Genomic DNA, 23792 nt, shown 5'->3' on the forward strand with positions numbered 1-23792 from the left:
CCTTACCGGCCGACAGGATGGGCACATGGTTGCTGAAGGCACACTTCTCTGGGAACCGACCGAAGACATCATCGCGCGCGCCAGGCTGACTCACTATCTGGAGTGGCTGGGCCGGGCAGGGTCGGACTATGAGGAGGTGTGGCGCTGGTCGGTCGACAGTCCGGCGGAATTCTGGACGTCGATCTGGGACTACTTCGAGGTCATCGGCGAACGTGGTGACGGGCCCGTCTTGACTGGGACGATGCCGGGCGCCGAATGGTTCACCGGGAGCTCCGTCAACTACGCCGAGAACGCGCTGCGCGAACGTGACGGCACCGCGATCGTCTTCGTCTCGGAGGACGGCGCCCGCCAGGAGCTGACCTACGCCGAGCTGCGCGAGGAGGTCGCCCGGGTCCGGGCGGGCCTGATCCGCCTCGGCGTCGGGCGCGGCGACCGGGTGGCCGGTTACCTGCCGAACATCCCGCAGGCCCTGATCGCCTTCCTGGCCACCGCGTCCCTGGGCGCGATCTGGTCGGCCGGGTCCCCGGACTTCGGCGTGCCGAGCATCGTCGACCGGTTCAAGCAGATCGAGCCCAAGGTGCTGATCGCGGTCGACGGCTACCACTACAACGGCAAGAGCTACGACCGGTCGGCGGCCGTCAACGAGATCGCCGCCGAGCTGCCCACGCTCCGCGCGACCGTCTGGATCCCGTACCTTTCGGCGGCCGAGGAGGGGCAGCCGCCGCAGCGGGCCGAGCCCGGCGCCGCGCACACCGACTCCGTGCCGCACGGCGAGGTGATCGGCTGGGAAGGGCTGCGCGCGGAGGAGGGGCCGCTGGAGTTCGAGCGGGTGCCGTTCGGCCACCCGCTGTGGATCCTCTACTCCAGTGGTACGACCGGGCTGCCCAAGCCCATCGTGCACGGGCACGGAGGAGTCATCCTCGAACACCTCAAGTCGCTCTCCTTCCACCAGGATCTCGGTGAGGGGGACGTGTTCTTCTGGTACACCACCACGGGCTGGATGATGTGGAACTACCTCATCGGCGGCCTGCTGGTGGGCGCCACCCCGGTGCTGTACGACGGTTCGGCCGCCTACCCCTCCGCCGCGGTGCTGTGGCGGATCGCCGCCTCGGAAGGGGTGACCTACTTCGGGGTCGGCGCGCCGTACATCATGGCCTCGCTGAAGGCCGGGATCGCGCCCGAAGGGCTGGAGGCACTGCGCGGCATCGGCTCGACCGGGTCGCCGCTGCCGCCCGAAGGGTTCGCCTGGGTGGCCGCGGAGCTGCCGGGCATACCGCTCGGGTCGTTCTCCGGCGGCACCGACGTGTGCACCGGGTTCGTCGGGGCGACCGTGCTGCATCCGATCCGGGCGGGCATCATCCCCTGCCGGTCGCTGGGGGCGCGGGTGGAGTCGTTCAACCCCCTGGGCGAGCCGGTCGTGGGGGAGGTGGGCGAGCTCGTGCTCACGCAGCCGATGCCGTCGATGCCGGTCATGTTCTGGAACGACCCCGACGGCGACCGCTATCGCGAGAGCTATTTCGACGTCTACCCGGGCGTGTGGCGGCACGGCGACTGGATCAAGCTGAACGAGGACGGCAGCTGCGTGATCTACGGCCGCTCCGACTCGACGCTGAACCGGGGCGGCGTCCGGATGGGCACCAGCGAGTTCTACCGGGTCGTCGAGCGGTTCGACGAGATCGCCGACAGCCTCGTGATCGACACCGGCCAGCTCGGGCAGGAGGGGCGGCTGCTGCTCTACCTCACGCTGGCCGAGGGTGTCACGCTGTCGGACTCGCTGGTCGAGGCCCTGCGTACGGCGCTGCGGCAGGAGCTGTCACCCCGGCACGTGCCCAACGAGATCCACGCGGTGCCCGGCATCCCGCGCACCCTGTCGGGCAAGAAGCTAGAGGTGCCGGTGCGTAAGATCCTCCTCGGCACCCCGGTCGAGCAGGCGGCCAACCCCGACGCCATGGCCAACCCCGAGGTGCTGCGCCACTTCAAGCCTTGAATCCGCTTCAGCCATGAGCCTGCTTCAGCCATGAGCCCGCTTCAAGCCTTGAGCCCGCTTCAGGCCGCCCTGAGCGGGCGCAGCGCGGTGCCCCAGGAGACGATCTGGTCCAGCATCGTGGTGACCATCTCTTCGCGGTGCGCGGCGGGCTTGAAGTCGGTGAACCCCTCGAAGTCCGTGTGCAGAGAGAGCGTGACCTGAGCCGGCACATCGGCGACCTTGACCCGGCCGAGCACCTGCCTGAGGTGTTCGGCCGCGCGGGCGCCGCCGTCGACGCCGTAGCTGACGAATCCGGCCGCCTTGTCCGCCCACTCGGCGTAGAGGAAGTCGATCGCGTTCTTCAGCACGCCCGAAGTGGAGCTGTTGTACTCCGGGGTCACGAACACAAAGCCGTCGAACGAGGCGATGCGCTCCGACCAGGCACGGGTGTGGGGGTGTTCGTACTGGCCATAGGCCGCCGGGAACGCCTCGTCCAGGTGCGGCAGGTCGAAGTCCCGCAGGTCCACCACCTCGAACTCGGCGTCGCCGCGCTTGGCGGCCAGGTCATGCACCCACTCGGCCACGGTGTCCGCGTTGCGGCCCGGCCGGGTGCTGCCGATGATGATGCCAATCTTGATCATTATTTATCCCCTTGAATGATGATTTTTCCGCGTGTCTGCCCGGCCTCGGCCCGGCGATGGACCTCGTCGAGGCCGGTCAGTGGGTATGTCTCGGCGACCTCCACCACGAGCTCGCCCTTGTCGATCAGCGCCACCAGCCGGGCCAGGTGCGCCGGGTCGTTGCGGGCCACGAAATGGGTGGCTCGGGGCGCGTCGATCGGGGTGGCGATGGTGACGATCACCTCGCCCAGCGTGGCCAGCGTCGCCGCCTGCTCCGGGCCGATGGCCGCCAGGTTGAGCACCACGTCCATGCCGCCGGGCAATGGGGTCGTGGTGTAGTCGACGACCTCGTCGGCGCCGTAGCGCCGTACCGCTGCCGCGCTGCGCGGACCGGCCGTCGCGATCACGGTCGCGCCCGCCAGCTTGGCCAGTTGCACGGCGAACAACCCCACCCCGCCGCCCGCCCCGTTGATCAGCACCCGCTGCCCCGGCCCGACGCGGGCGTGCTCGTGGACCGCCTGCCAGGCGGTGAGCCCGGCGACCGGGATGGCGGCGGCGTCCGCCAGCGGGAGCCGCTCCGGCGCCCTGACCAGTGAACTCGCCGCCGCCACCGTGTACTCGGCCGCCGCCCCCTCCACGAGGCCGATGACCCGGTCGCCGACGGCGGGCCCTTGTACGTCCGCGCCCACCTCGACGACCGTGCCGGCGAGGTCCAGGCCCAGCGTGTACGGCAGGGTGACCGGGAGCAGGTCCCGCAGGAACCCGGCCCGCAGCCCCACCTCGGACGGGTTGAACGAGGTGGCGGCCATCTGGACCAGCACGTCCCCCGGCCCCGGCGAGGGCCGGGGGATCCGGTCGTAACGGATCACGGACGCGTCGCCGTACTCGTGGATGCGGGCGGCGGTCATGGTTGGGCTCATGAGGGACAACGGTAGGAGCCTGGAGCGAGATGGCCAATGCTTGTGTATCTGCCTTTTATACGCGATCGTCTCGCAGGGTAGACTTCGGTCATGGACGTGCTCAGCGACGTGATCGCCATCATGCGCACCGGACAGCCCCGTTCCGCGCTCGTCGAGTGGCACGCCCCCTGGGGTCAGTGGTTCCCCTCGGCTCCCGGCTCGGCGGGCTTCCAGGTGATCATCCAAGGCTCCCCGTGGCTCATCCCGCCGGACGGCGATCCCGTCCAGCTGAGCGTCGGCGACGTGGTCTTCTTCCCGCACGGCCACGGCTACGCGATGGCCGACAGCCCGGCCACCCCGCTGGCCGACCCTGAGTGCGACCCGCTGGAGGAGCGGGACCTGTTCGCCTCGGCCTCCATGGAAGGGCCTGGCGCGGCCACGGTCCTGCTCTGCGGCGGCTACCGGCTCGACCCCAGCCGGGCCCATCCGGTCCTGCGCGACCTGCCCGACATGGTCCACCTGCCCGCCCGCCTCGGCCACCACCCCGAGCTCCGCGCGGCCGTCGACCTGCTGGGCAGCGAGATCGGCAGTCCGCGCCTGGGCGCCGACACCGTCGTCACCTCGCTGCTCGACATGCTGCTGCTGTACATCCTGCGCGCCTGGCTCGACACCGAGCCCGGACAGTGCGAGGTCGGCGGCTGGGCCACCGCGCTGGCCGACCCGTCGATCAGCGTGGCGCTCAACGCGATCCACCGCGATCCCGCGCATCCCTGGACGGTCGAGGCGCTCGGCGGCGAGGCCGGGCTCTCCCGCGCGGCCTTCTCCCGCCGCTTCACCAGCCTGATCGGCCAGCCGCCGCTCACCTACGTCACGTGGTGGCGCCTGGCCACGGCCGCCCGCCTGCTCCGCGAGTCGGAGGACTCACTGAGCGAGATCTCCGCGCGTGTCGGCTACACCTCCGAGTTCGCCTTCGCCAACGCCTTCAAGCGCGAGTACGGCACCGCGCCCGGCAGATACCGCCGCCACGCCTGCCCGCCGCCCGCGTCTGTCGGGGTGGCGCCTTAGCCCGCGAAGGGGTGCGTCACGCATGAAGCAGGCGCGAAAGCCGTGCACCCGGCACACCTGCGGACGGCCGGGACCGCATACGGTGCGGCCATGACTTTTCGCGTCGCCATGGACATCGGCGGTACCTTCACCGACGTGGTCTGCTACGACGAGCAGACCGGTGCCGTGCTGGCCTCGAAGGCGCCGACCACCCCCGGAGATCTCGCCGAGGGCGTCTTCGCCGCACTCGGCCGCGTGGTCGACGACCCGACCCGGATCTCCTTCTTCGTGCACGGCACCACCCAGGGTCTCAACGCCCTGCTCGAACGCAAGGGCGCCAAGGTCCTGCTGCTGACCAGCGCCGGCGCGCGCGACGTCTACCAGATCGCCCGCGGCAACCGCGACCGCATGTTCGACCTGCGCTACCGCAAACCGACGCCACTGGTGCCCCGTGCCGACGTCATGGAGGCGGCGGGCCGGCTCGACTGGCGCGGCACCGAGCTTCAGCCGCTCGACGAGCAGGCCGTACGGCGGGCCGCCCACCGCGCGAAGGCCGAGGGCTTCGACGCCGTCGCGGTCACGCTGCTGTTCTCCTTCGCCAACCCGGCCCACGAGCTCCGCGCGGGCGAGATCCTCCGGCATGAGCTCGGCGACGACGTGCTGATCGTGCTCAGCCACGAGGTGGCCAGGGAGTGGCGCGAGTACGAGCGCACCTCCTCCGCCGTTCTCGAGGCCTACGCGGGACCGGTCGTACGCACCTACCTGTCGCGGATCGAGCGGCGCTTCGCCGAGCGTGGCCTGACCGTGCCCGTACACGTGATGCAGTCCTCCGGCGGCCTGGTCAACGCGGGCTTCGCGATGCGGCGGCCCCTGCAGACCCTGCTGTCGGGCCCCGTCGGCGGCACGATGGGCGGGGTCGCCGCGGCCCGCCTGCTCGGCCGCGAGAACGCCATCTGCGTGGACATGGGCGGCACCTCCTTCGACGTCTCCCTCGTCGTCAACGGTCGCCCGGACGTCAGCGCCGAGGCGCACATCGAGGGCTTCCCCGTCCTGATGCCGATCGTGAACCTGCACACGATCGGCGCGGGCGGCGGCTCCATCGCCTACGCCGAGGCGGGCGCGCTGCGCGTCGGCCCCGAGTCGGCGGGAGCCGTGCCGGGGCCCGCCTGTTACGGCAGGGGCGGCGACCGGCCGACCGTGACCGACGCCAACGTGGTGCTGGGCCGCGTCGACCCCGCCTGGTTCGCCGGCGGTCTGATGGAGCTGGACGTCGAGGCCGCGGGGACGGCCGTCGCCACGCTCGCCGAGACCCTCGACATGGATCCGCTCCAGCTGGCCGAGGGCGTGTGCGACGTCGCCAACGCCAAGATGGCCCAGGCCATCCGTACGCTCACGGTCGAGCACGGCGTGGAGCCGCGCGAGTTCGCCCTGGTCGCCTTCGGCGGCGCGGGCGCCATGCACGCCGTCTTCATCGCCCGCGAGCTCGGCATCGGCGAGGTGGTCGTGCCGCGCTTCCCCGGCGCCTTCTCCGCGTGGGGGATGCTGGAGGCCGACGTACGGCGCGATCTCACCCATCCGTACTTCCGCGCGCAGGACGACCTCGACGGCGAGCACCTGGCGGCGCGGCTGGCCGAGCTCGAACGCGACGCCATGGCCGCGCTCGACAGCCAGGGCGTCCCCCTCGACCGGCGGCGGGTCGAGCACGCGCTGGACATGCGTTACGAGGGGCAGGACTACACGCTCACGATCCCGCTCCTGGACGCCACCGAGCCCGCTGCGCCCGGCTTCCTCCAGGCCATCGCGCGGCGCTACGCGGAGGCTCACACCAGCAGATATGGCCATGCCACGCCTGAGGCGCCGGTTGAGTTCGTCATGCTGCGCAGCGCCGGCTTCGGCACCTTCCCCAAGGCCGCCACCGCGGCTCCGGTGCGCGAGACGCACCCGCCCGCCGTACGCGATGTGATCTTCGACGGGCAGGTGCACCGCACCGCCGTCCTGCGCAGAAGCGCCCTGGACGGTGAGGTTGAGGGGCCCGCCATCGTGGTGGAGGAGACGGCCACCACCGTCATCCCGCCCGGCTGCCTGGCCACCGTCGACGCCAACGGCTTCCTGATCATCAAGGTGACCTCATGATCGACCCCGTGACTACAGAGATCATCCGCTGCGCGCTCCTCCAGGCGGCGGAGGACATGAACACCACCCTCATCCGCTCCTCCTACACGCCGGTCATCTACGAGGCCAAGGACTGCGCCGTCGCGCTCATGGACCGCGACCACAACGTTCTCGGCCAGTCGAGCGGTCTGCCGATCTTCCTGGGCAACCTGGAGGTGTGCACCCGCGAGACCGAGCGGATGTTCGGCCGTGACGCCTGGCAGGAGGGCGACGTCTGGGTGCTCAACGACTCCTACATCGGTGGGACGCACCTCAACGACGTCACGGTCTACGGCCCGATCTTCGTCGGCGGCGAGCTCGTGGGGTTCGCCGCCTCGCGCGCCCACTGGCTCGACATGGGTTCCAAGGACCCCGGCGGCTCCATGGACTCCACCTCGATCTTCCAGGAGGGCCTGCGCATGGGCCCGATGAAGATCTACGAGAACGGCGCGCCCTGTCGCGACCTGCACGAGGTCATCGCCCGCAACGTCCGCTTCCCCCACGCCACGCTCGGCGACATGCGCGCCCAGGTCGCCTGCGCGATGACCGGACAGCGCCGCCTGGCCGAGATCATCGGGCGCTGGGGCGTGGCGACCGTGATGGCCGCCCGTGACGAGATCTTCGCCCAGACCGAGCGCCTCGAACGCCAGGCCGTCGCCGCCATCCCCGACGGCATCTACACCGCCGGTGGGTTCCTCGACAATGACGGCATCGACCTGGCCACCCCGCTGCCGGTCAACGTCACCGTGACCGTCGAGGGCGAGCGCGTCCACGTCGACCTCACCGACTGCGCCGACCAGGCGACCGGGCCGGTCAACTGCGGCGCGGCCCAGGCCGTCGCCGCCGTCCGCGTCGCGTACAAGCTGCTCATCAGCGCCGACGTGCCGCTCAACGGCGGCTCGTTCCGTCCCCTCGACGTGGCCACCAGGCCGGGCTCCATGCTGGCCGCCCAGTCGCCCGCCGCTTGCCAGTACTACTACTCCCACCTCGGCCTGCTCATCGACCTCGTCGTCAAGGCGCTGGCCCCGGTCGTGCCCGGCAAAGCCGCCGCGGCCTCCTACGGCGACTCCCTCATCGTCCAGTTCACCGGCACCGACCCGCGTACCGGCAAGCTGTACGTCTCCCAGGAGGCCACCGTCGGCGGCTGGGGCGCCTGGGAGGGAGGCGACGGCGAGACCTGCCTGATCAACAACGTGAACGGGTCGCTGCGCGACATGCCGATCGAGGTGCTCGAAACGCTCTTCCCGGTCCGCGTCACCCGCTACGAGGTCCGCCCCGACACCGGCGGCCAGGGGCGGTGGCGCGGTGGCCACGGCGTGGTCCGCGAGTACGAGTTCATCGGCGACACCTCGTTGTCGCTGTGGTTCGAGCGCTCGGTCACCCCAGCGTGGGGTCTGGCCGGGGGCACGGCCGGTGCGCCGCCCCGCGTCACGCTCAACCCCGGCACGCCGCGGCAGCGCGAGATGCTCAAGGTCAACGCGCTGCCGGTCAGCGCGGGGGACGTGCTGCGCTGCGAGTCGGGAGGCGGTGGCGGGTACGGGCAGGCGGACCTGCGCGATCCTGATGCTGTGGCGGACGACCTCACCCAGGGGATGGTCACCGGCCCTTGCTAGAGACCGAAGAGGGGCAGACAGGGCTCTAGGTTGTGGATTTCGATGCCGTTCATCGGCTTCCAGTCGGACCGGGGGAGGCGGAAGCGGCGGCCCGTTGCCACTGTGCCCTTGCGGTTGTGCAGGATGATGCCGTCCTCGTGGTAGCCGAGTCGGCGCGTCACCGCGAGTGAGGCGTGGTTGTCGTGGAAGGCCTCCGTCGTCGCGTACTCGGCGCCCAAACCCTCGAAGGCCAGGTGAAGCACCGCCGCGCGCATCTCCCTGCCGATGCCCCGGCCCTGGAAGCGTTTGCCGAGCCACGAGCCCGTCGCGGCCTCCCGCGTGACCAGGAAGTCGGCGGCCATCAGTGCCTGCACGCCGACCACCTGGCCCTCCGAGACCACCGCGAACTCCAGCGTCCACTTCTCCCGAGTGAACTCGGCCCAGGTGCGGAAGTGGTAGCGGACGGTGGCCTTGGCCCGCTCCTGCGGCTCGGCGTCCGACCACGGGAACAGGAACGGCATGTAGCCCGGCTCGTGTACGCCCTCGGCCGCTCGATCACCGAGCTCGTCGAGGTCGGCGAGCGACGGCATGCGGAGTTCGAGGCGCGGGGTGGTCACGGAGAGCCCGAAGAGCGGCCAGTTGCGCATGTTACCGATCTTCCCAGCTCACGGCCCGGTCCGGCGACCGATTTAGACACCTTGGGGCAGGTGGAAGACCCGGCCGGGATCGTAGGCGGCCTTCACGGCGGCCAGGCGTGGCGCGTTGGCTCCGTAGTAGGCGGTCCGCCAGTCGGTCAGGTCCGGGTCGATGTAGTTCACGTACGCGTGATCGCCCAGATGCGCCCGCATGTCGCCGTGGATGCCGCGCAGCCAGGCCCGGCTGGTGCCCTTCGAGTAGTACTGGACACCGAACAGCGCCGCCCGGTGCGGGAAGGCGGTGGCGTCCGGGCGGACCCGGGCGACCGCTCCGCCCAGCGCGTCCAGTTGTACGGTGTGCTCTCCCGCTCGGGCCACCCCGGCGACCAGCGCCTTGACCCCGGCCGCCGACAGCTTCTGGTAGGCCAGATGCGACTTGGCGGCGAAGGTGTCCCTGCTGAGGCGGCCCGCGGCGGTCTGGCCAGGAAGGTGACACTGCGCTACCGAGAGCGAGGAGCAGCCCGCCATGACCATCATGGCGTGCGTGTAGGACGTCGTGGAGGCGTAGCGGGAGGAGGGGCGGCCGATCTGGGCGACGAGCGGCGCCAGGAGGCGGTCGAGCGCCGCCTTCCCGCCCAGGTACGTGCCGCCGATCTGCACGTCCAGCCCGTTGTTGCGCGTCAGGTGCAGCGTGGACCACAGCTCGTCCGGCGCGGTGGGCGCCCAGGACTGCCAGGCCTTGACCGCCGCCTCGGCCTTGGCCCACGGCCAGTGCAGGAAGAACACGGTGGTGTCGCGGGTCTTGTGCGTGCGGAAGGTGAAGGACACGGCCACGCCGAAGTTCCCGCCGCCACCGCCCCTGCACGCCCAGTAGAGGTCGGGGTGGTTATTGGCGTCGCAGGTCAGGAGGCGGCCGTCGGCCGTGACGATCCGTACGGACTCGAGCGTGTCGCAGGTCAGGCCGTACTTCCTGGAGACCACGCCGATCCCGCCGCCCAGCGCCAGGCCGCTCACCCCGACCGTGGGGCACGAACCGGCGGGGATGCTCACGCCGGCGCGGCCCAGCTTGTCGTAGACGTCGACCAGCTTGGCCCCGGCGCCCACGGTGGCGCGGCCGGCGGCGTGAGTGACGGAGTTCATCCGGGAGACGTCGATCACCAGGCCGGTGCCGGTGGACCAGCCCGCGTAGGAGTGGCCGCCCGAGCGGGCGGTGACGGGCAGGCGGTTCGCGCGGACGAAGGACAGGCACGCGGAGACATCCGCGGGGGTCGCGCAATAGGCGACGCCGCCCGGCCTGATGCTGTCGAAGGCGGGATTGAACAGCCGTTGCGCCGCGCCGTACCCCGCGTCGGCCGGCAGGACGAGCGTGCCGGTGAGGCGGCGGCGTAACCCCGACCAGTCGGAGGCGGAGGAGGCGAGCGCGGGCGGTACGGAGACCAGCCCCAGTACCGGTGCCAGCGTGGCGGCGCGGAGGAAGTCGCGACGGTCCATGGTCGTCTCCTGGTGATCGTGGTGAACCGATCGGTGAGACGACTCTGGAAGCCGCCAGGTTGGTCACAAATGCATAACCGGAAGAGCGCGGCCCGTCCGCCTGAGCGCGCTCAGGCGGACGGGCCAGGGATTAGCCCGCCCGTACCGCTATGGACTCATTGAGGCGCAGGGCCAGCGCGGGGCACATGTCGACGGCCCGACGCGCCTCCTTCGCCATCCAGCCCGGCACGGTCTTGAAGGACGGGAAGCCGTATTCGTCCAGTTCCACGAATTCCGGCAGCAGGTGCGCGCACAGGCCGTGGCCCTCGCAACGGGTCCAGTCCACGTCCAGGCGGTACTCGGGCTCGTCCTCGTGCTCCGGGAGGGGCAGCACGCCGCGGACCGGCCGGCCGCAGGAGCCGTACTCCAGGTGAAGGGCGATGTCGCTCTCGAAGGCGTCCAGGGAGGAGAGGACGAACCTGGCGGTGCCGTCGGGGTGGAAGCAGGCCCCTCTCCGCTCGACGGCGCGTACGGTGCGGCGTACCGCGTCCGTGGACCCGGTGCCCTCGACCAGCGCGAGCAGTGCCCGCGCCACGTCGGGCAGCCCGAGGCGGCAGGGGCCGCACTGGCCCGAGGACTGGGCGGCGAGGTAGGCCGCCACCCGGGTGGTCTCGCCGAGTGGGCAGGTCGAGTCGCCGAGCGGGACGATGATCCCGGCACCCAGCTCGCTGCCCATCTTCTTCATGCCTTCGCGCGAGATCACCGCGGAGAGGGCGTTCTCGTAACTCATCCAGGCGCCGTGGTAGCCGCCCATGAGGACGCCGTCGCCGATCTCCGCCTCGCACAGGTCGAGGACGTCGATCAGCGGGGTGCCCGTGGGCGCTTCCACGACGGCGGGGTTGGTGGCGCCGCCGCTCACGCTGAGCAGGACGGTGCCGGGTTCCTTGGCGGTGCCGTACTCGGCGTACCCTTCGGGGCCGAACTCGGCGAGCAGGGCGAGCTGGGCGAAGGTCTCCGTGTTCGACAGCAGCGTGGGCAGGCCGTCCACGCCGCTCTCGGCGGCGCGCTTCTTGCGGCCGTTGGGGATGGCCACGTCGCCGTTCACGCCGCGGACCAGCGCGCCGCCCTCGCCCGAGATGAACCGCTCCTCCAGGCCGACCACCCGGATCTTCACGTGGCTCTCCTGGCCGCCCGCCACATTGGCGGCGCGGCGCTCGGCCACGGCGGCGGAGACCGACGACTCGGCCACCTCGCCGCCGGATCCGATCGCCACGACGACCTCGCGCGCGTGCAGGGCCTCGGCGGCGAGGACCGCTCCGTCGAGCACGAGGTGCGGGTTGCGGATGAGCATCATGGTGTCCTTGAAGCTGGCCGGCTCGCCCTCCGAGCCGTTGACCAGCACGACACTCTCGCGTGCCCCGGCGGCGTCGGCGACGGCGCGCAGCTTGCGGCCGACGGGGAACGCCGCTCCGCCTCGGCCGCGCATGTCGACCTCGTTCACCTGGGCGATCAGCGTCTCGATATCGCGCAACACCGGCTCGCCATGAAGCGTCCGGTGCGCCGGCAGGTCGATCCGCCTGGTGTGCTCCAGCCCGGCGGTCAGCCGGGCCGGGCCCACGCGTAACACGCGTGGGACTCTATGCGGGATCACTCTGGCGCCTCCTGGGCATTCCTGTGCGGTCTCATCCCGCCTCCCGGTACTTCCTGCGCGCCGCGTCGAGGCTAACCGGCGCGTTGACGTCCACCGGCCGCTCGACCGGTGAGGTGTCGACCTCCATCGTCTTCACCCATTCCGGCTGGAGAGCCGGCCTGAGCGTGGTGGCGAGCACTCGTACGAGCAACGCCCCACCGACCGCCGCGAGGCAGGCGATGTAGGACCACGCCACCCAGGGCGCCGGAGGACGGCCCGCCGTGAGGCCATGCATGATGGCCACGGGCCAGGACAGGTACGCGGTGGCATGGAGCGTCCGCCATATCCATGGCTTGGCCGTCACCGCGAACCGTCCTCGGACCATTCCCGACACAACGATGATCACCATCATGTCGAAGGCTACAGCGCCGAATCCCACATAGATACCGGCAATTGGGACCACTGTCGCGGCCAGTGGGGCATGCCCCAGACTGACCATGAGGGTGATGTGCGTGACCAGGTAGGCCATCCCGATCATCGCTGTGGCCCGGTGTGCCAGCTGTGCCCTGACCCTGTTGGACGGGGACAGGAAGACGCGTTCGGTGGTGAGCAGGCCGAGCCCGACCGTCGCGCTCAGCAGCACCAGGGCGAACACGCCCGCGTAGAACTCGAGGAAAGCCACCCCTTGGCCGAGCACTGACATCCCGCTGTCGGTCCTGGTCAGGGCGAACCCCGCCAGGACCAGCGCGGCCAGCACGGCGCTTACCCCGAACCGGACCCACCTGGAGTCCAGCTTGCTCGGAGCATGCCGGGGCAGTCTTCTGTGGAGCATCGATTCCCTCCATGGTCGTCGATTGAGGGTGCGACTCGGGAGGGCCGATCTACGTCAGCAACGACGTCCGCGGTTGATGCAGCTGACCACGAAGTTCATGAGCTGGTCAGACATCACGTTGGCGAAGTCTGCGTGATCGGTCACCGGATTGTGCTTCTGCTCAGGGAACGCGTCCACGGCGAAGGACGGTCCCTGTGGAACCGAGTACGTGAGCGACATGCGCAGCTGTGGGACGGCCTTCGTTCCCTGCGGGCAGGCGCCACCCTGGCCCGGGAACACGATGTGCGTGCGGTGGTTGGCGCTGTCGGTGTTCTGTCCGTCCCAGCAGCTTGGGAAGTCTAGAATACGGACGACCTGGCTGCCGCGTGGGCAGAGTGGATATTTGTTATTAGTGATGCGGTTCTGGAAACCGGTACACGTCCACGCGGCCTTCGCGTTCGCTCCGCCGTTCGTGGCCGCCTTCGCGTCACCGGTGATGATCCTCAGGAACCTCGGCATCGCGACCACCCTGGACGAGGCGTTGCCGCGGAACTGGAGGGTCACCTGGCGGGCCCGCAGGACCTGGCCGACGTTGCCGTCCTGGTCGTTGGTGTTGACGTCCACCTTGCGGTCGCGGAGCACCGGCCAGAAGTAGGTCGACTTGTCGCCGAACCGGCAGGTGGTGCCTCCCGCGGCGAGACTCTGGTCCGTCGAGAACCCGTCCGTCGTCAGGTTGCCCACGTAGTCGTGCAGGTGGTGAGCGCCGTTGCTCACGCCCGGAGCGACGATGAAGTTGTCAGGGTTGTTGTGCTTGTTGCCGTTCGTCCCACAGGCGGAGACGAAGGTGCCCCTGGAGCCGTTCCTACCGAACTGGGGGTTGGCGAGCTGGCCGCGGCCGACCTGGCGGATGTCGACGAAGTCCTCGACGAACGGGCCGAGGTCGGCGCACTCGCCCTCGTCGTGGTCGCTCTCGGTGGGGGAGGGGGACGCGGACGGGCTCTTCGTCGGGTTCTGGTTGTTGTTGTTGCCCCGGCGGCGGAACTGCTGCTGCTGACCCTGGTCCTGCTGCTGCTGGCCCTGGTCCTGCTGACCCTGCTGGTCCTGCTGCTGGTCCTGGTTGTTGTTCTGCTGGTTGTTGTTCTGCTGGTCCTGGCCGTTACCGGTGTCCTGCGTTCCCGGCTCCGGGGTCGGCGCGGCCAAGAGGGCTCCGCCGCCTTGCTGCTGCTGCTGCTGACCCTGCTGCTGTTGCTGGCCCTGGTCCTGCTGCTGACCCTGGTCCTGTTGCTGTTGCTGGCCCTGGTCCTGCTGACCCTGCTGCTGCTGATCCTGGTTGTTGTCCTGTTGCTGGCCCTGGTCCTGCTGCTGTTGCTGGTCCTGGTTGTCCGGGGCCTGCCGCTGTCGCCGTTGTTGCGTCGGTGATTGAGACGGCTGCTGGTTGCTGTTCTGCTGCGCCGGATCGCAATGGTCCGCAAGCGCCGGACCGACGCCGATCACGGCCGCGGACACCAGGCCGCTGGCCATTACGGCCAGGGCGGACACGGCCGCGGCCGTGCGTCTGGATCTCCTCATTACTGTCTCCTCGTATCGACCGCCGTTGCGACGGGTGGAACCGGTGAGGGCGTGGGGGGCTCGGGAAGGTCGCCGAAGTCGACCAGGCCAGTGCCTTCCAGCAGCGTCATGTGCTTCAGCACCACCGTGTTGGCGGTGTTGGCGAACTTCCTGATCTCGGTATTGCGAGTCCCCGACCGCACCTCTGCCACGACGGCGAAGACCTTGCCGTGCGCGGCACGCAACAGGTTGGCGAAGTCCTTGTCGAAGGCGGGACCCTTCTCCGCGGACAGCTGGGCCATCCAGCTCTGCTGATCGGCATTGGCCACGTCTGGGATGGGCACGCCGAGTTTCGCGGCGAGCGCGCGAGTCGCCTCGTCCAGCTTCGTGTGATCTTCGACCAGGTGCTTCCCGGTCTCCTTCACGCTCGCTGACTCAGCCCGTGTCTGGGCCCATTGGCCAACAGGAATCTCCCAGAGGCCCGCCTGGCGTACTCTGACTAGCAGGTCGCGGTCCGCCGGCCCGAGAGGGCCGGCGGCCGACTGCGTGTACTGAGTGGATCCTGCGGAGCTTCCTGGCGGCAGGACCAGCAGGATCGTGACCGTGGCAGCCACTGCGAAGCCGCCGAACATGAGCAGTTCGCCGCGCAAAAGCCTGTGCATGATCGGAGGTACGCGGGCCTTCGGGGACCGGTTCACTCATGGGGTCCAAATAGTCAGAAATGACTGGAGTTATCGGAGTGGCTACCGGAGTGATAACGAAGGTGTAAAGATGTGCCCCGTGCTAGGTCATCTCGCCGGCAGGTTAGAGAGTGCGGATGCCGAGGCGGAACACCGCATTGCGGTGCTCTACCAGGAGTTCGGCGGCCCTCTGCTGCGCCACGTACGCAAGTCGACCGGGAACGATCTTCAATGGGCCGAAGACGTCGTTCAAGAGACGATCGTTAGAGCCTGGCGTCACTCGGCAAGACTGCAATGGGAGCCCAGCCTCATCTGGGCATGGCTACTGACAGTGGCCCGCCGTATCGTCATCGACGGTCGCCGGCGTAAGAGTGTTCGGCCTCACGAGGTCGAGCCGCCGGAAGTCGACATGCTGGCGGTGCCTGACGGCTCGGAGCGGGCGCTCTCGGCCATGGTGGTCGCTGACGCGCTGCGGAGCCTGTCGGACGAACACCGGGAAGTCATTGAGCAGACCTACCTTCGGGACCGTACGATAAGTGAAGCGGCGGAGATTCTGGGGATTCCGCCGGGCACGGTGAAGTCCAGGCTCTACTACGGGATCCGGGCTCTCCGTGTGCTTCTGCAGGACAAGGGGGTAGCCGGGTAATGCATGAAGGGGTGGCCGCCTACGTCCTCGGTGTCCTCGATGAAGAGGAACTAGAGGAGTTCGAGCGCCACCTCGACACATGCGCAAGGTGCCAGGCGGAGCTCCAGGACATGGCCGAGATTCCGAGCCGACTCGACGAGCTCAAACACCTGCCCTCAGCTGCTGAGGACGACCCGCCGATGTCGATGTCACGTTGACCTTTTTCCCCTTTTCGGGTGATATCGGTACGGCGAGGCGCGTACGCCCGGTCGAACAGACCGGGCGGCTTGGGGAGGTGTTCGGTGGGCATCGACGGTGATGCGGCCGTTCCTCCCGACAGGCGATTCGGCGAGGAGGGCGGCCGGCTCTCCTATGGCGGCTACCTTCGCCTGCCCGAATTGCTCGACCAGCAACGGCCTCAGTCCGAGGCGCCCGACGAGCTGCTGTTCATCACCATCCACCAGGTCTACGAGCTCTGGTTCAAGCTACTGCTGCACGAGCTGGAGGCCGGCCGCGAGGCCATGTTCCAGGGCGAGCTCTGGCAGGCCAGGCACGTGTTCCAGCGGGTGCACGCGGTGGAGCGGGTGCTGATCGAGCAGGTCGACGTGCTGGAGACGATGACGCCCCAGGACTTCCTGGAGTTCCGGGCCAGGCTCGCCCCGGCGAGTGGGTTCCAGTCGGTGCAGTTCCGCGAGCTGGAGTTCCTGTCGGGGCTGAAGGATCCGAGCTATCTCGGCCGGCTCAGGGACGCCGACGACGCCGAGCTCACCAGGCTGCGCCGCCGACTCGACGAGCCGACACTGTGGGATGCTTATCTCACCGCCCTTTCCCAGCGTGGGCTGCCGGTCTCCGACGAGGAGATCATGGGCACGCTGCTGGCCGTGGCGAGGGACCGCGGGTCGCACGACGACCTGTGGCAACTGGCCGAAGATCTGCTGACCCACGACGAGACCGCCGCCCAGTGGCGGACCCGCCACGTGCAGATGGTCGAACGGCAGATCGGCACCAAATCGGGCACCGGCGGCTCGACGGGAGCCCCCTACCTGCGAGGCAGGACCCGCCTGCACTACTTCCCACTGCTGTGGGAACTAAGGGCCTGGCTATGACAAGCCATGGCGAACCCTCACAAAGGAGTGAGAGCGAAATGCCGCTCGACGAGGCCAAGGATGAGCTGCTCCAGCGAGCCGCGCAACGATGCGCGGTGAGCAGCGACCATGTGAGCCCCGAGGACGCGCTGGCCTTCCTACGCGTCTACTACCGGCACATCGCGCCGGAGGACCTGCTCGACCGCAGCCCCATTGACGTCTACGGCCCGGCGATGTCGCAGAAGCAGCTGGCCGAGGTACGCCCCCAGGGCCGGGCCATGGTCCGCGTCTACACGCCGACCCTCGAGGAGAACGGCTGGGACCCGGGACACTCCGTGGTGGAGGTGGTCACCGACGACATGTCCTTCCTGGTCGACTCGGTGACGATGGAGCTGGCCAGGCATGACATCAACACCTACCTGGTGGTCCACCCGCAGATGCGGGTACGCCGCGACATGACCGGCAAGATGCTCGGCCGGGGCCAGGAGGACGTCACCGGCCAGATGCTGGTCGAGTCCTGGATGCACTTCGAGATCGACCGGCAGACCGACCCCGAGGTGCTCGGGCAGCTGGAGGCCGACCTTCAGCGGGTCCTGTCCGACGTACGGCAGGCGGTCGAGGACTTCAGGAAGATGCGGGGGGTGGCCGTACAGACCGCCGAGGACCTCACGCTGAACCCGCCGCCGCTGGAGCCCGCGGAGGTCGAGGACAGTCTCGACCTGCTGCGCTGGCTCGCCGACGGGCATTTCACCTTCCTCGGCTACCGCGAATACCGCCTGGAGCAGACCGACGAGGGCGACGCGCTGCGCGCGCTGCCCGGCGCGGCGCTGGGCATCCTGCGGGATGACAAGATCGGCTCCGAGAGCTTCTCCGTGCTGCCCCCTGAGGTACGCGCCAAGGCGCGCGAGAAGCAACTGCTGATCATCACCAAGGCCAACTCCCGGGCGACCGTGCACCGCGCGGCCTACCTCGACTACATCGGGGTGAAGCTGTTCTCGCCGGAGGGCGAGGTGATCGGCGAGCGCCGGTTCCTCGGCCTGTTCACGCACGTGGCCTACAGCGAGTCGATCTCCAGGATCCCGGTGCTCAGGCGCAAGCTCGCCGACGTGCTGGAGCAGGCCGGGCTGGCTCCCGACAGCCACGACGGCAAGGACCTGATCGAGATCCTGGAGACCTTCCCGCGCGACGAACTCTTCCAGACCTCGCTCGACCAGCTGCTGCCGATCGCGCTCGGCGTACTGCGGCTGCGCGAGCGCAAGCAGGTCAAGCTGTTCCTGCGCCGCGACGACTACGGCCGCTACATCTCCTGCCTGATCTACCTGCCGCGCGACCGCTACACCACCCAGGTGCGCTACAAGATGCAGGAGCTCCTGCTCAAGGCGCTGGGCGGCAAGACGCTCGACTACAGCGCGATGATCGGCGAGTCCGCCCTGGCCCGGCTGCATGTGGTCATCCGCGGCGAGCGCGGCAGGCAGCTGCCGCCGCCGGGCGTCGACGTGCAGGAGCTGGAGTCGCGGCTGGCCGCGATCACCCGGTCGTGGGAGGACGACCTGGCCACGGCGCTGGCGGAGCAGACCTCCGAGGCGGAGGCCCCCAAGCTGACCAGGCGCTACCAGTCGGCCTTCCCTGAGGGCTACAAGGCCGACTTCCCTCCGGAGATGGCCGTGGTGGACCTGCGCCGCCTGGAGGAGCTGGTCGGCGCCGACGAGAACGAGATCGGCCTCAACCTCTACGAGCCGTACGACGCGGCCGAGGGCGAGCGGCGGCTGAAGATCTACAAGCTGGGCTCGCCCATCTCACTGTCGCGGGCGCTCCCGCTGATCCAGCGGCTCGGCGTCGAGGTCGTGGACGAGCGGCCGTACGAGATCGACAGGGACAACGACCCCGCCACCAAGAACGCCTGGATCTATGACTTCGGCCTGCGCTACACGCCCAACGACGAGGTCGACAGGAAGGACTTCAAGCGGCTCTTCCAGGACGGCCTCATCGCGCTGTGGAAGGGCGAGGTCCAGGCGGACAACTTCAACGCCCTCGTCCTGCGGGCCGGACTGACCTGGGAGCAGGTCGAGATCCTGCGCGTCTACGCCCAATACCTGCGCCAGGCGGGCTCCGCCTTCTCCCAGCGCTACATGGAGCGAGTGCTGACGGGCAATGTACGGCTGGCCCGGCTGCTGGTGCGGCTGTTCGAGGCGCGGCTCGACCCCCGGCGCGGCGACGACGTGCGGACCGACCTGGCCGACGCGCTCAACGAGGAGATCCTGGGCGCGCTCGACGAGGTCGCCTCGCTCGACGAGGACCGGATCCTGCGGGCGTACCTGGAGATGATCCAGGCGACGCTGCGTACCAACTACTTCCAGACCGTCGGCGGGCGCCGCAAGCCGTACATCTCGCTGAAGTTCGACCCGCAGGCGATCAGCGTGCTGCCGCTGCCGCGGCCCAAGTACGAGATCTTCGTGTACTCGGCCCGGGTCGAGGGCGTGCACCTGCGTTTCGGCAAGGTGGCCAGAGGCGGGTTGCGGTGGTCGGACCGGATGGAGGACTTCCGGACCGAGATCCTCGGGCTGGTCAAAGCCCAGATGGTGAAAAATACCGTTATCGTGCCCACTGGGTCCAAGGGCGGATTTGTCGTGAAGCGTCCGCCGGTGGGCGGAGGGCGGGAAGAGCAGCTCGCCGAGGGCGTGGCGTGCTACCGGATGTTCATCTCCGGACTGCTCGACATCACCGACAATCTGGTCGACGGCAAGGTCGTGCCCCCGCCGGACGTCGTCAGGCACGACGGCGACGACCCCTACCTGGTGGTCGCCGCCGACAAGGGCACCGCGACCTTCTCCGACATCGCCAACGGCGTGGCCAAGGAGTACGGCTTCTGGCTCGGCGACGCCTTCGCCTCCGGCGGCTCGATCGGCTACGACCACAAAGCCATGGGCATCACCGCGCGCGGCGCCTGGGAGTCGGTCAAGTACCACTTCCGCACGATCGGGACCGACATCCAGACCACCGACTTCACCGTGGCCGGCGTCGGCGACATGTCGGGCGACGTGTTCGGCAACGGCATGCTGCTGTCGCGGCACATCCGGCTGGTGGCCGCCTTCGACCACCGGCACATCTTCATCGACCCCGACCCCGACACCGCTCGCAGCTTCGCCGAGCGGCAACGGCTCTTCGACCTGCCCCGCAGCTCCTGGGCGGACTACGACACCCAGCTGATCTCGGCGGGCGGCGGCGTCTACCCGCGTACGGCCAAGTCCATCAAGATCACGCCGCAGATCCGCGAGGCGCTCTCCATCCCCGCGGCGGTCGCCTCGATGGCGCCGAACGACCTGATCAGCGCCATCCTCCGGGCCCCCGTGGACCTGCTGTGGAACGGCGGCATCGGCACCTACGTCAAGGCGGGCACCGAGTCCAACGCCGACGTGGGCGACAAGGCCAACGACCCGCTCCGGGTCGACGCCGGAGACCTGCGCTGCAAGGTCATCGGCGAGGGCGGCAACCTGGGGTTCACCCAGCTGGCCCGCATCGAGTTCGCGCGCGGCGGCGGGCTGGTCAACACCGACTTCATCGACAACTCGGCCGGGGTCGACACCTCCGACCACGAGGTGAACATCAAGATCCTGCTCGACCAGGTCGTCCGCGACGGCGAGCTGACCGACAAGCAGCGCAACCAGGTCTTCACCTCGATGACCGACGAGGTCGCCGACCTGGTGCTGCGCGACAACTACGCCCAGAACGTGGTGCTGGCCGCGACCCGCGCCCAGGCCCCCGAGATGCTCCACATCCACTCCCGCTACCTGCGGCGCCTGGAGCGTGACGGGCTGGTCAACCGGGAGCTGGAGTTCCTGCCCTCCGACAAGATCCTGGCCGAACGCCGCCAGGCCCGGCTGGGTCTGACGGCGCCCGAGTTCTCGGTGCTGCTGGCCTACACCAAGCTGGTGGCCGACGCCGAACTGCTCGCCTCCGATCTGCCCGACGATCCGTACCTGGCTTCGTGGCTGGTGTCGTACTTCCCGTCGGCGCTGCGCGAACGGTTCCGGCCGTACATGGACGCTCACCCGCTGCGCCGCGAGATCATCACCACCACGGTGGTGAACGAGCTGGTCAACTCGATGGGCACCACGTTCATGTTCCGCTTCAGCGAGGAGACCGGCGCCTCGACGCCCGACATCGTCCGCGCCTACCTCGTCGCCCGCGAGGTGTTCGACCTGGCCAGCTTCCACCGCGCGGTGGAAGCGCTGGACAACAAGGCCGACACCTCGATCCAGATCGCGATGCTGCTGGAGGCCAGGAAACTGGCCGAGCGCGGCACGCGCTGGCTGCTCGGCAACCGCCGCCCGCCGCTCGACCTGGCCGGGTCGGTGAGCTTCTTCGTCAAGGGCGTGAACGGCCTGCTCTCCCACATCCCGAAGCTGCTCGCCGGACCCGACCTGGCGGCCTTCGAGGAGCGCCGCGACTCCTTCGCGGCCCGCGGCGTGCCGATGGAGCTGGCGGAGCGGGTGGCGGCCATGGTGCCCGCCTATTCGACGTTCGACCTGGTGGAGATCTCGTCGCTCACGGGGCGTCCGGTCAACGAGGCGGCGGAGGTGTACTTCGACCTCGCCGACCGCCTCCAGCTGGCCCTCCTCAGGGAGCGGGTGATCGCGCTGCCGCGTGACAACCGCTGGAACTCGATGGCGCGGGCGGCACTCAGGGACGACCTGTACGCGGCCCACGCCTCGCTGACCCGCGATGTGCTGGCCCACAGCACGCCTGGGCTGTCTCCGGAGGAGCGACTGGCCCGCTGGACGGAGGCGAACTCGGCGGCGGTCCACAGGGCCCGTCAGACGCTCTCGGAGATCTGGGAAAGCGACAACTTCGACCTGGCGACGCTGTCCGTGGCCCTCCGCGCCATCCGCACGCTGGTGGCCTCAAGCAGCCTTCCCCACAGCGAAGGTTGATCGCTTTTACAACCTTTTCGATCCTTTACGGCAGGCACGGTGGGCCCCAGTCGCCGCACGGCGCTGGGGCCTGTCCAGGGGCACGCTCCTCCGGTGGAGGTGGTTGAGCGCCGTTACGTGCGCATTCTTGGCCCCGGCCGTGGGCAGTCCCCACCCATCGCACAGAGCCGGACCCCCGTCCCGGGGCACGCTGCTCTGGTAGGGGTGGCTGGTCGCCGTGACATGCGCGTTCTTGGCTCCGGCCGTGGTCGCGCCTTACCCCCGGCCGGGGGTCTTCTCAGCCCTCGGACTCTGGTTGGTTTGTGGCTGTGAAGGCGTGCTTGTGGTCTTCTGTCCACTGGGCGAAGGTTCTTGGGGGTTTGCCGGTTAGGTCGGTGAATGTGGTTGATGGCGTTTCTGGGGTGTTTATGGCCGCTATGGAGTTTTGAACGAGTGACTCCACTACTTCCGGTGAGCCCCAGCGGGACAAAGCCTGGCGGTGAGTTTCCAAGTCCTGTAGGTGCCACTCGATCGTCCTGCCGATCACTCGCGCAATTGTGTTCATCTGGTCGCGTTGGGTAAGGGAAGCGGGGCCGGTCAACCTGTAGACGGCGTTCTCGTGGCCATCTTCTGTCAGGGCTTTCAGCGCGATTTCGGCTATGTCGGCTTCGTGGATGGGGGCGGAGTGGGTGTCAGGGAACGGACTGGTGACCTTGCCTTCCGCGATGATCTCCGGCGCCCATCCGAGGGTGTTGGTGGCGAAGGCGCCGGGCCGCAGGACGGTCCAGGAGAGCCCTGAGGCGGTCACCGACTCCTCCGCCACGCCGTGCATGCGGGCGATCGCGTCCGTGGCCGCAGGGTCCGCCAGAGCGGCCGACAGGAGGACCGCGTGGCGCACTCCGGCCTCACGGGCCTTCGCCAGGAAGGCGTCCAGCCCCTGCCGGTCGGCGTAGAGGAACATCCGGTCGACGCCGTCCAGCGCGAGTGCCGCACTGCCCGCGTCGACCACGTCCACGCCAGTGGGCAGGTGGGTGGCGGCGGGATTCTTGCTGGCGGCGCGGACCTGCTCGCCGGCCGCCAGGAGCTGCCGTATGAGACTCCGGGCCACGTGTCCACGGGCCCCGGTTACCAGGATCGTCATGCGGACATGCTGGTCCGGGGCCGTATCGGGCGGGTAGGCACCGCCAGGGCTGGGACTCGCGGTACCAGGCCCGGATGGGCTGGGTCATCATGGTTGGGATGAACAGGGAGGAACTCGGCGGCTTTCTGCGTAGCCGGAGGAGCCGGATCCAGCCCGCGGAGGTGGGGCTGGCGCCCGGCCCACGCCGGCAGACCCCTGGGCTGCGCCGCGAGGAGGTCGCGCTGCTGGCGGGCATCTCCGTCGACTACTACATCAGGCTGGAACAGGGCCGCGGCCCGCACCCGTCGGACCAGGTCCTCACCGCGCTCGGCCGGGTGCTGCGGCTGACGGGCGACGAGCACGACTACCTGCTCCGGCTGGCCGACCACTCCCCGGCCCGCGCCGAGCCCGCACGCGAGGTGCCCGCCTACGTCCGGCGCCTGCTGGACCGCCTCACTGACGTCCCGGCCATGGTGATCAACGCAGGCTACGACGTACTGGCCTGGAACCGCATGCTGGTCGCCCTGATCGGCGACCTGTCAGAGACGCCATCCCGAGAACGCAACACGCTGCGCTGGCTCTTCGGCAATCAGGCCACGCCGCCCGACAAGCTCCAACTCGCCCGCAAGTGCGTGGCCGACCTCCGAGCCACCGGCCGCTACCCAGGGGACGCCGACATCAGATCCCTGGTCGACGACCTGAAAGAGCGCAGCCCTTATTTCGCCGAGCTGTGGGCGACCCGCGACATCGAGATCCAGCGCACCCTGACGAAGCACATGACCCACCCCATCGCGGGCCCCATCGAACTCGACTGCGACTTCCTCCCCATAGCCGGCGCGGACCAACGCCTGGTCCTCTACACCGCCGCCCCCGGAACCCCCTCCCACAAGGCCCTCCAACGCCTACGAGAGACCTACGCGTAGCCACCACCGCTCCTGCCGCCACAGTGCGGAAGGCCACGGCCAAGAAGACGCACGTCACGGCGCTCAGCCCCTCCACGGGGGCA

19 protein-coding genes are annotated in these 23792 nt (G+C 69.3%); 10 read left to right on the top strand and 9 right to left on the bottom strand.

The window, feature by feature from the left end:
- The first annotated feature begins 25 nt into the window (after window positions 1–25).
- Entirely contained in the window at window positions 26–1987 is a 1962-nt protein-coding gene (locus tag ACIBO2_RS01525) for an acetoacetate--CoA ligase (RefSeq protein ID WP_358550891.1), read from the top strand.
- A gap of 59 nt (window positions 1988–2046) precedes the next feature.
- Here the strand turns inward: ACIBO2_RS01525 and ACIBO2_RS01530 are convergent, their stop codons facing one another.
- A complete protein-coding gene (locus tag ACIBO2_RS01530; protein ID WP_358550893.1) occupies window positions 2047–2607 on the bottom strand; it encodes an NAD(P)H-dependent oxidoreductase in 561 nt (186 codons plus the stop codon).
- On the bottom strand, window positions 2607–3506 hold the full coding sequence (locus ACIBO2_RS01535) for an NADP-dependent oxidoreductase (protein ID WP_358550895.1): 900 nt from the start codon (window positions 3504–3506) through the stop codon (window positions 2607–2609). The genes ACIBO2_RS01530 and ACIBO2_RS01535 overlap by 1 nt, the downstream gene beginning before the upstream one ends.
- A gap of 90 nt (window positions 3507–3596) precedes the next feature.
- On the opposite strand from ACIBO2_RS01535, the gene ACIBO2_RS01540 reads away from it, so the two are divergent.
- The 3 genes from ACIBO2_RS01540 to ACIBO2_RS01550 all read left to right on the top strand — a co-directional run bounded on the left by ACIBO2_RS01540 (window position 3597) and on the right by ACIBO2_RS01550 (window position 8293).
- Complete coding sequence (locus tag ACIBO2_RS01540; RefSeq protein ID WP_358550897.1) at window positions 3597–4550, top strand: AraC family transcriptional regulator; 954 nt, start codon at window positions 3597–3599, stop codon at window positions 4548–4550.
- Between the two features lie 90 nt (window positions 4551–4640).
- Complete coding sequence (locus ACIBO2_RS01545) at window positions 4641–6662, top strand: hydantoinase/oxoprolinase family protein (RefSeq protein ID WP_358550899.1); 2022 nt, start codon at window positions 4641–4643, stop codon at window positions 6660–6662.
- A gap of 8 nt (window positions 6663–6670) precedes the next feature.
- Entirely contained in the window at window positions 6671–8293 is a 1623-nt protein-coding gene (locus ACIBO2_RS01550) for a hydantoinase B/oxoprolinase family protein (RefSeq protein ID WP_397294778.1), read from the top strand.
- Here the strand turns inward: ACIBO2_RS01550 and ACIBO2_RS01555 are convergent.
- From ACIBO2_RS01555 to ACIBO2_RS01575, 5 genes are all read right to left on the bottom strand, one after another.
- The gene (locus ACIBO2_RS01555) at window positions 8290–8919 is read right to left on the bottom strand and encodes a GNAT family N-acetyltransferase (protein ID WP_397294780.1); all 630 of its coding nucleotides are present in this window, start codon (window positions 8917–8919) and stop codon (window positions 8290–8292) included. The genes ACIBO2_RS01550 and ACIBO2_RS01555 overlap by 4 nt on opposite strands.
- Before the next feature lie 42 nt (window positions 8920–8961).
- Window positions 8962–10398: an FAD-binding oxidoreductase gene (locus tag ACIBO2_RS01560; RefSeq protein ID WP_397294782.1), complete on the bottom strand. Its 1437-nt coding sequence runs from the start codon at window positions 10396–10398 to the stop codon at window positions 8962–8964.
- Between the two features lie 130 nt (window positions 10399–10528).
- Complete coding sequence (locus ACIBO2_RS01565) at window positions 10529–12004, bottom strand: NADH-ubiquinone oxidoreductase-F iron-sulfur binding region domain-containing protein (RefSeq protein WP_358446506.1); 1476 nt, start codon at window positions 12002–12004, stop codon at window positions 10529–10531.
- Between the two features lie 55 nt (window positions 12005–12059).
- Window positions 12060–12839: a hypothetical protein gene (locus ACIBO2_RS01570; protein ID WP_358550906.1), complete on the bottom strand. Its 780-nt coding sequence runs from the start codon at window positions 12837–12839 to the stop codon at window positions 12060–12062.
- 54 nt (window positions 12840–12893) lie between these two features.
- Window positions 12894–14018, bottom strand: a complete 1125-nt coding sequence (locus ACIBO2_RS01575) for a DUF1996 domain-containing protein (RefSeq protein ID WP_397294784.1) — start codon at window positions 14016–14018, stop codon at window positions 12894–12896.
- A 15-nt stretch (window positions 14019–14033) separates the two neighbouring features.
- Here ACIBO2_RS01575 and ACIBO2_RS01580 point away from each other — a divergent pair, with 15 nt between their 5' ends.
- A complete protein-coding gene (locus ACIBO2_RS01580) occupies window positions 14034–14237 on the top strand; it encodes a hypothetical protein (protein WP_397294786.1) in 204 nt (67 codons plus the stop codon).
- A 149-nt stretch (window positions 14238–14386) separates the two neighbouring features.
- Here the strand turns inward: ACIBO2_RS01580 and ACIBO2_RS01585 are convergent, their stop codons facing one another.
- Window positions 14387–15028: a DUF4142 domain-containing protein gene (locus tag ACIBO2_RS01585; protein ID WP_397294788.1), complete on the bottom strand. Its 642-nt coding sequence runs from the start codon at window positions 15026–15028 to the stop codon at window positions 14387–14389.
- 109 nt (window positions 15029–15137) lie between these two features.
- On the opposite strand from ACIBO2_RS01585, the gene ACIBO2_RS01590 reads away from it, so the two are divergent.
- From ACIBO2_RS01590 to ACIBO2_RS01605, 4 genes are all read left to right on the top strand, one after another.
- Window positions 15138–15692 (top strand): sigma-70 family RNA polymerase sigma factor, encoded by a 555-nt coding sequence (locus ACIBO2_RS01590; protein ID WP_357949189.1) that lies wholly within the window; start codon window positions 15138–15140, stop codon window positions 15690–15692.
- 11 nt (window positions 15693–15703) lie between these two features.
- Window positions 15704–15889, top strand: a complete 186-nt coding sequence (locus tag ACIBO2_RS01595; protein WP_357949191.1) for a zf-HC2 domain-containing protein — start codon at window positions 15704–15706, stop codon at window positions 15887–15889.
- A gap of 84 nt (window positions 15890–15973) precedes the next feature.
- Window positions 15974–16777 (top strand): tryptophan 2,3-dioxygenase family protein, encoded by an 804-nt coding sequence (locus tag ACIBO2_RS01600; protein ID WP_358550914.1) that lies wholly within the window; start codon window positions 15974–15976, stop codon window positions 16775–16777.
- Between the two features lie 38 nt (window positions 16778–16815).
- On the top strand, window positions 16816–21687 hold the full coding sequence (locus ACIBO2_RS01605) for an NAD-glutamate dehydrogenase (RefSeq protein ID WP_358550916.1): 4872 nt from the start codon (window positions 16816–16818) through the stop codon (window positions 21685–21687).
- Between the two features lie 277 nt (window positions 21688–21964).
- On the opposite strand, the gene ACIBO2_RS01610 is transcribed toward ACIBO2_RS01605, so the two are convergent.
- A complete protein-coding gene (locus ACIBO2_RS01610) occupies window positions 21965–22807 on the bottom strand; it encodes an NAD(P)H-binding protein (RefSeq protein WP_397294791.1) in 843 nt (280 codons plus the stop codon).
- A gap of 98 nt (window positions 22808–22905) precedes the next feature.
- Between ACIBO2_RS01610 and ACIBO2_RS01615 the strand changes: the two genes are divergently transcribed.
- Complete coding sequence (locus ACIBO2_RS01615; RefSeq protein WP_358550920.1) at window positions 22906–23709, top strand: helix-turn-helix transcriptional regulator; 804 nt, start codon at window positions 22906–22908, stop codon at window positions 23707–23709.
- The last annotated feature ends 83 nt before the right edge of the window (window positions 23710–23792 follow it).

The organism is Nonomuraea sp. NPDC050022, from assembly GCF_044460705.1.
Taxonomy (GTDB): Bacteria; Actinomycetota; Actinomycetes; order Streptosporangiales; family Streptosporangiaceae; genus Nonomuraea.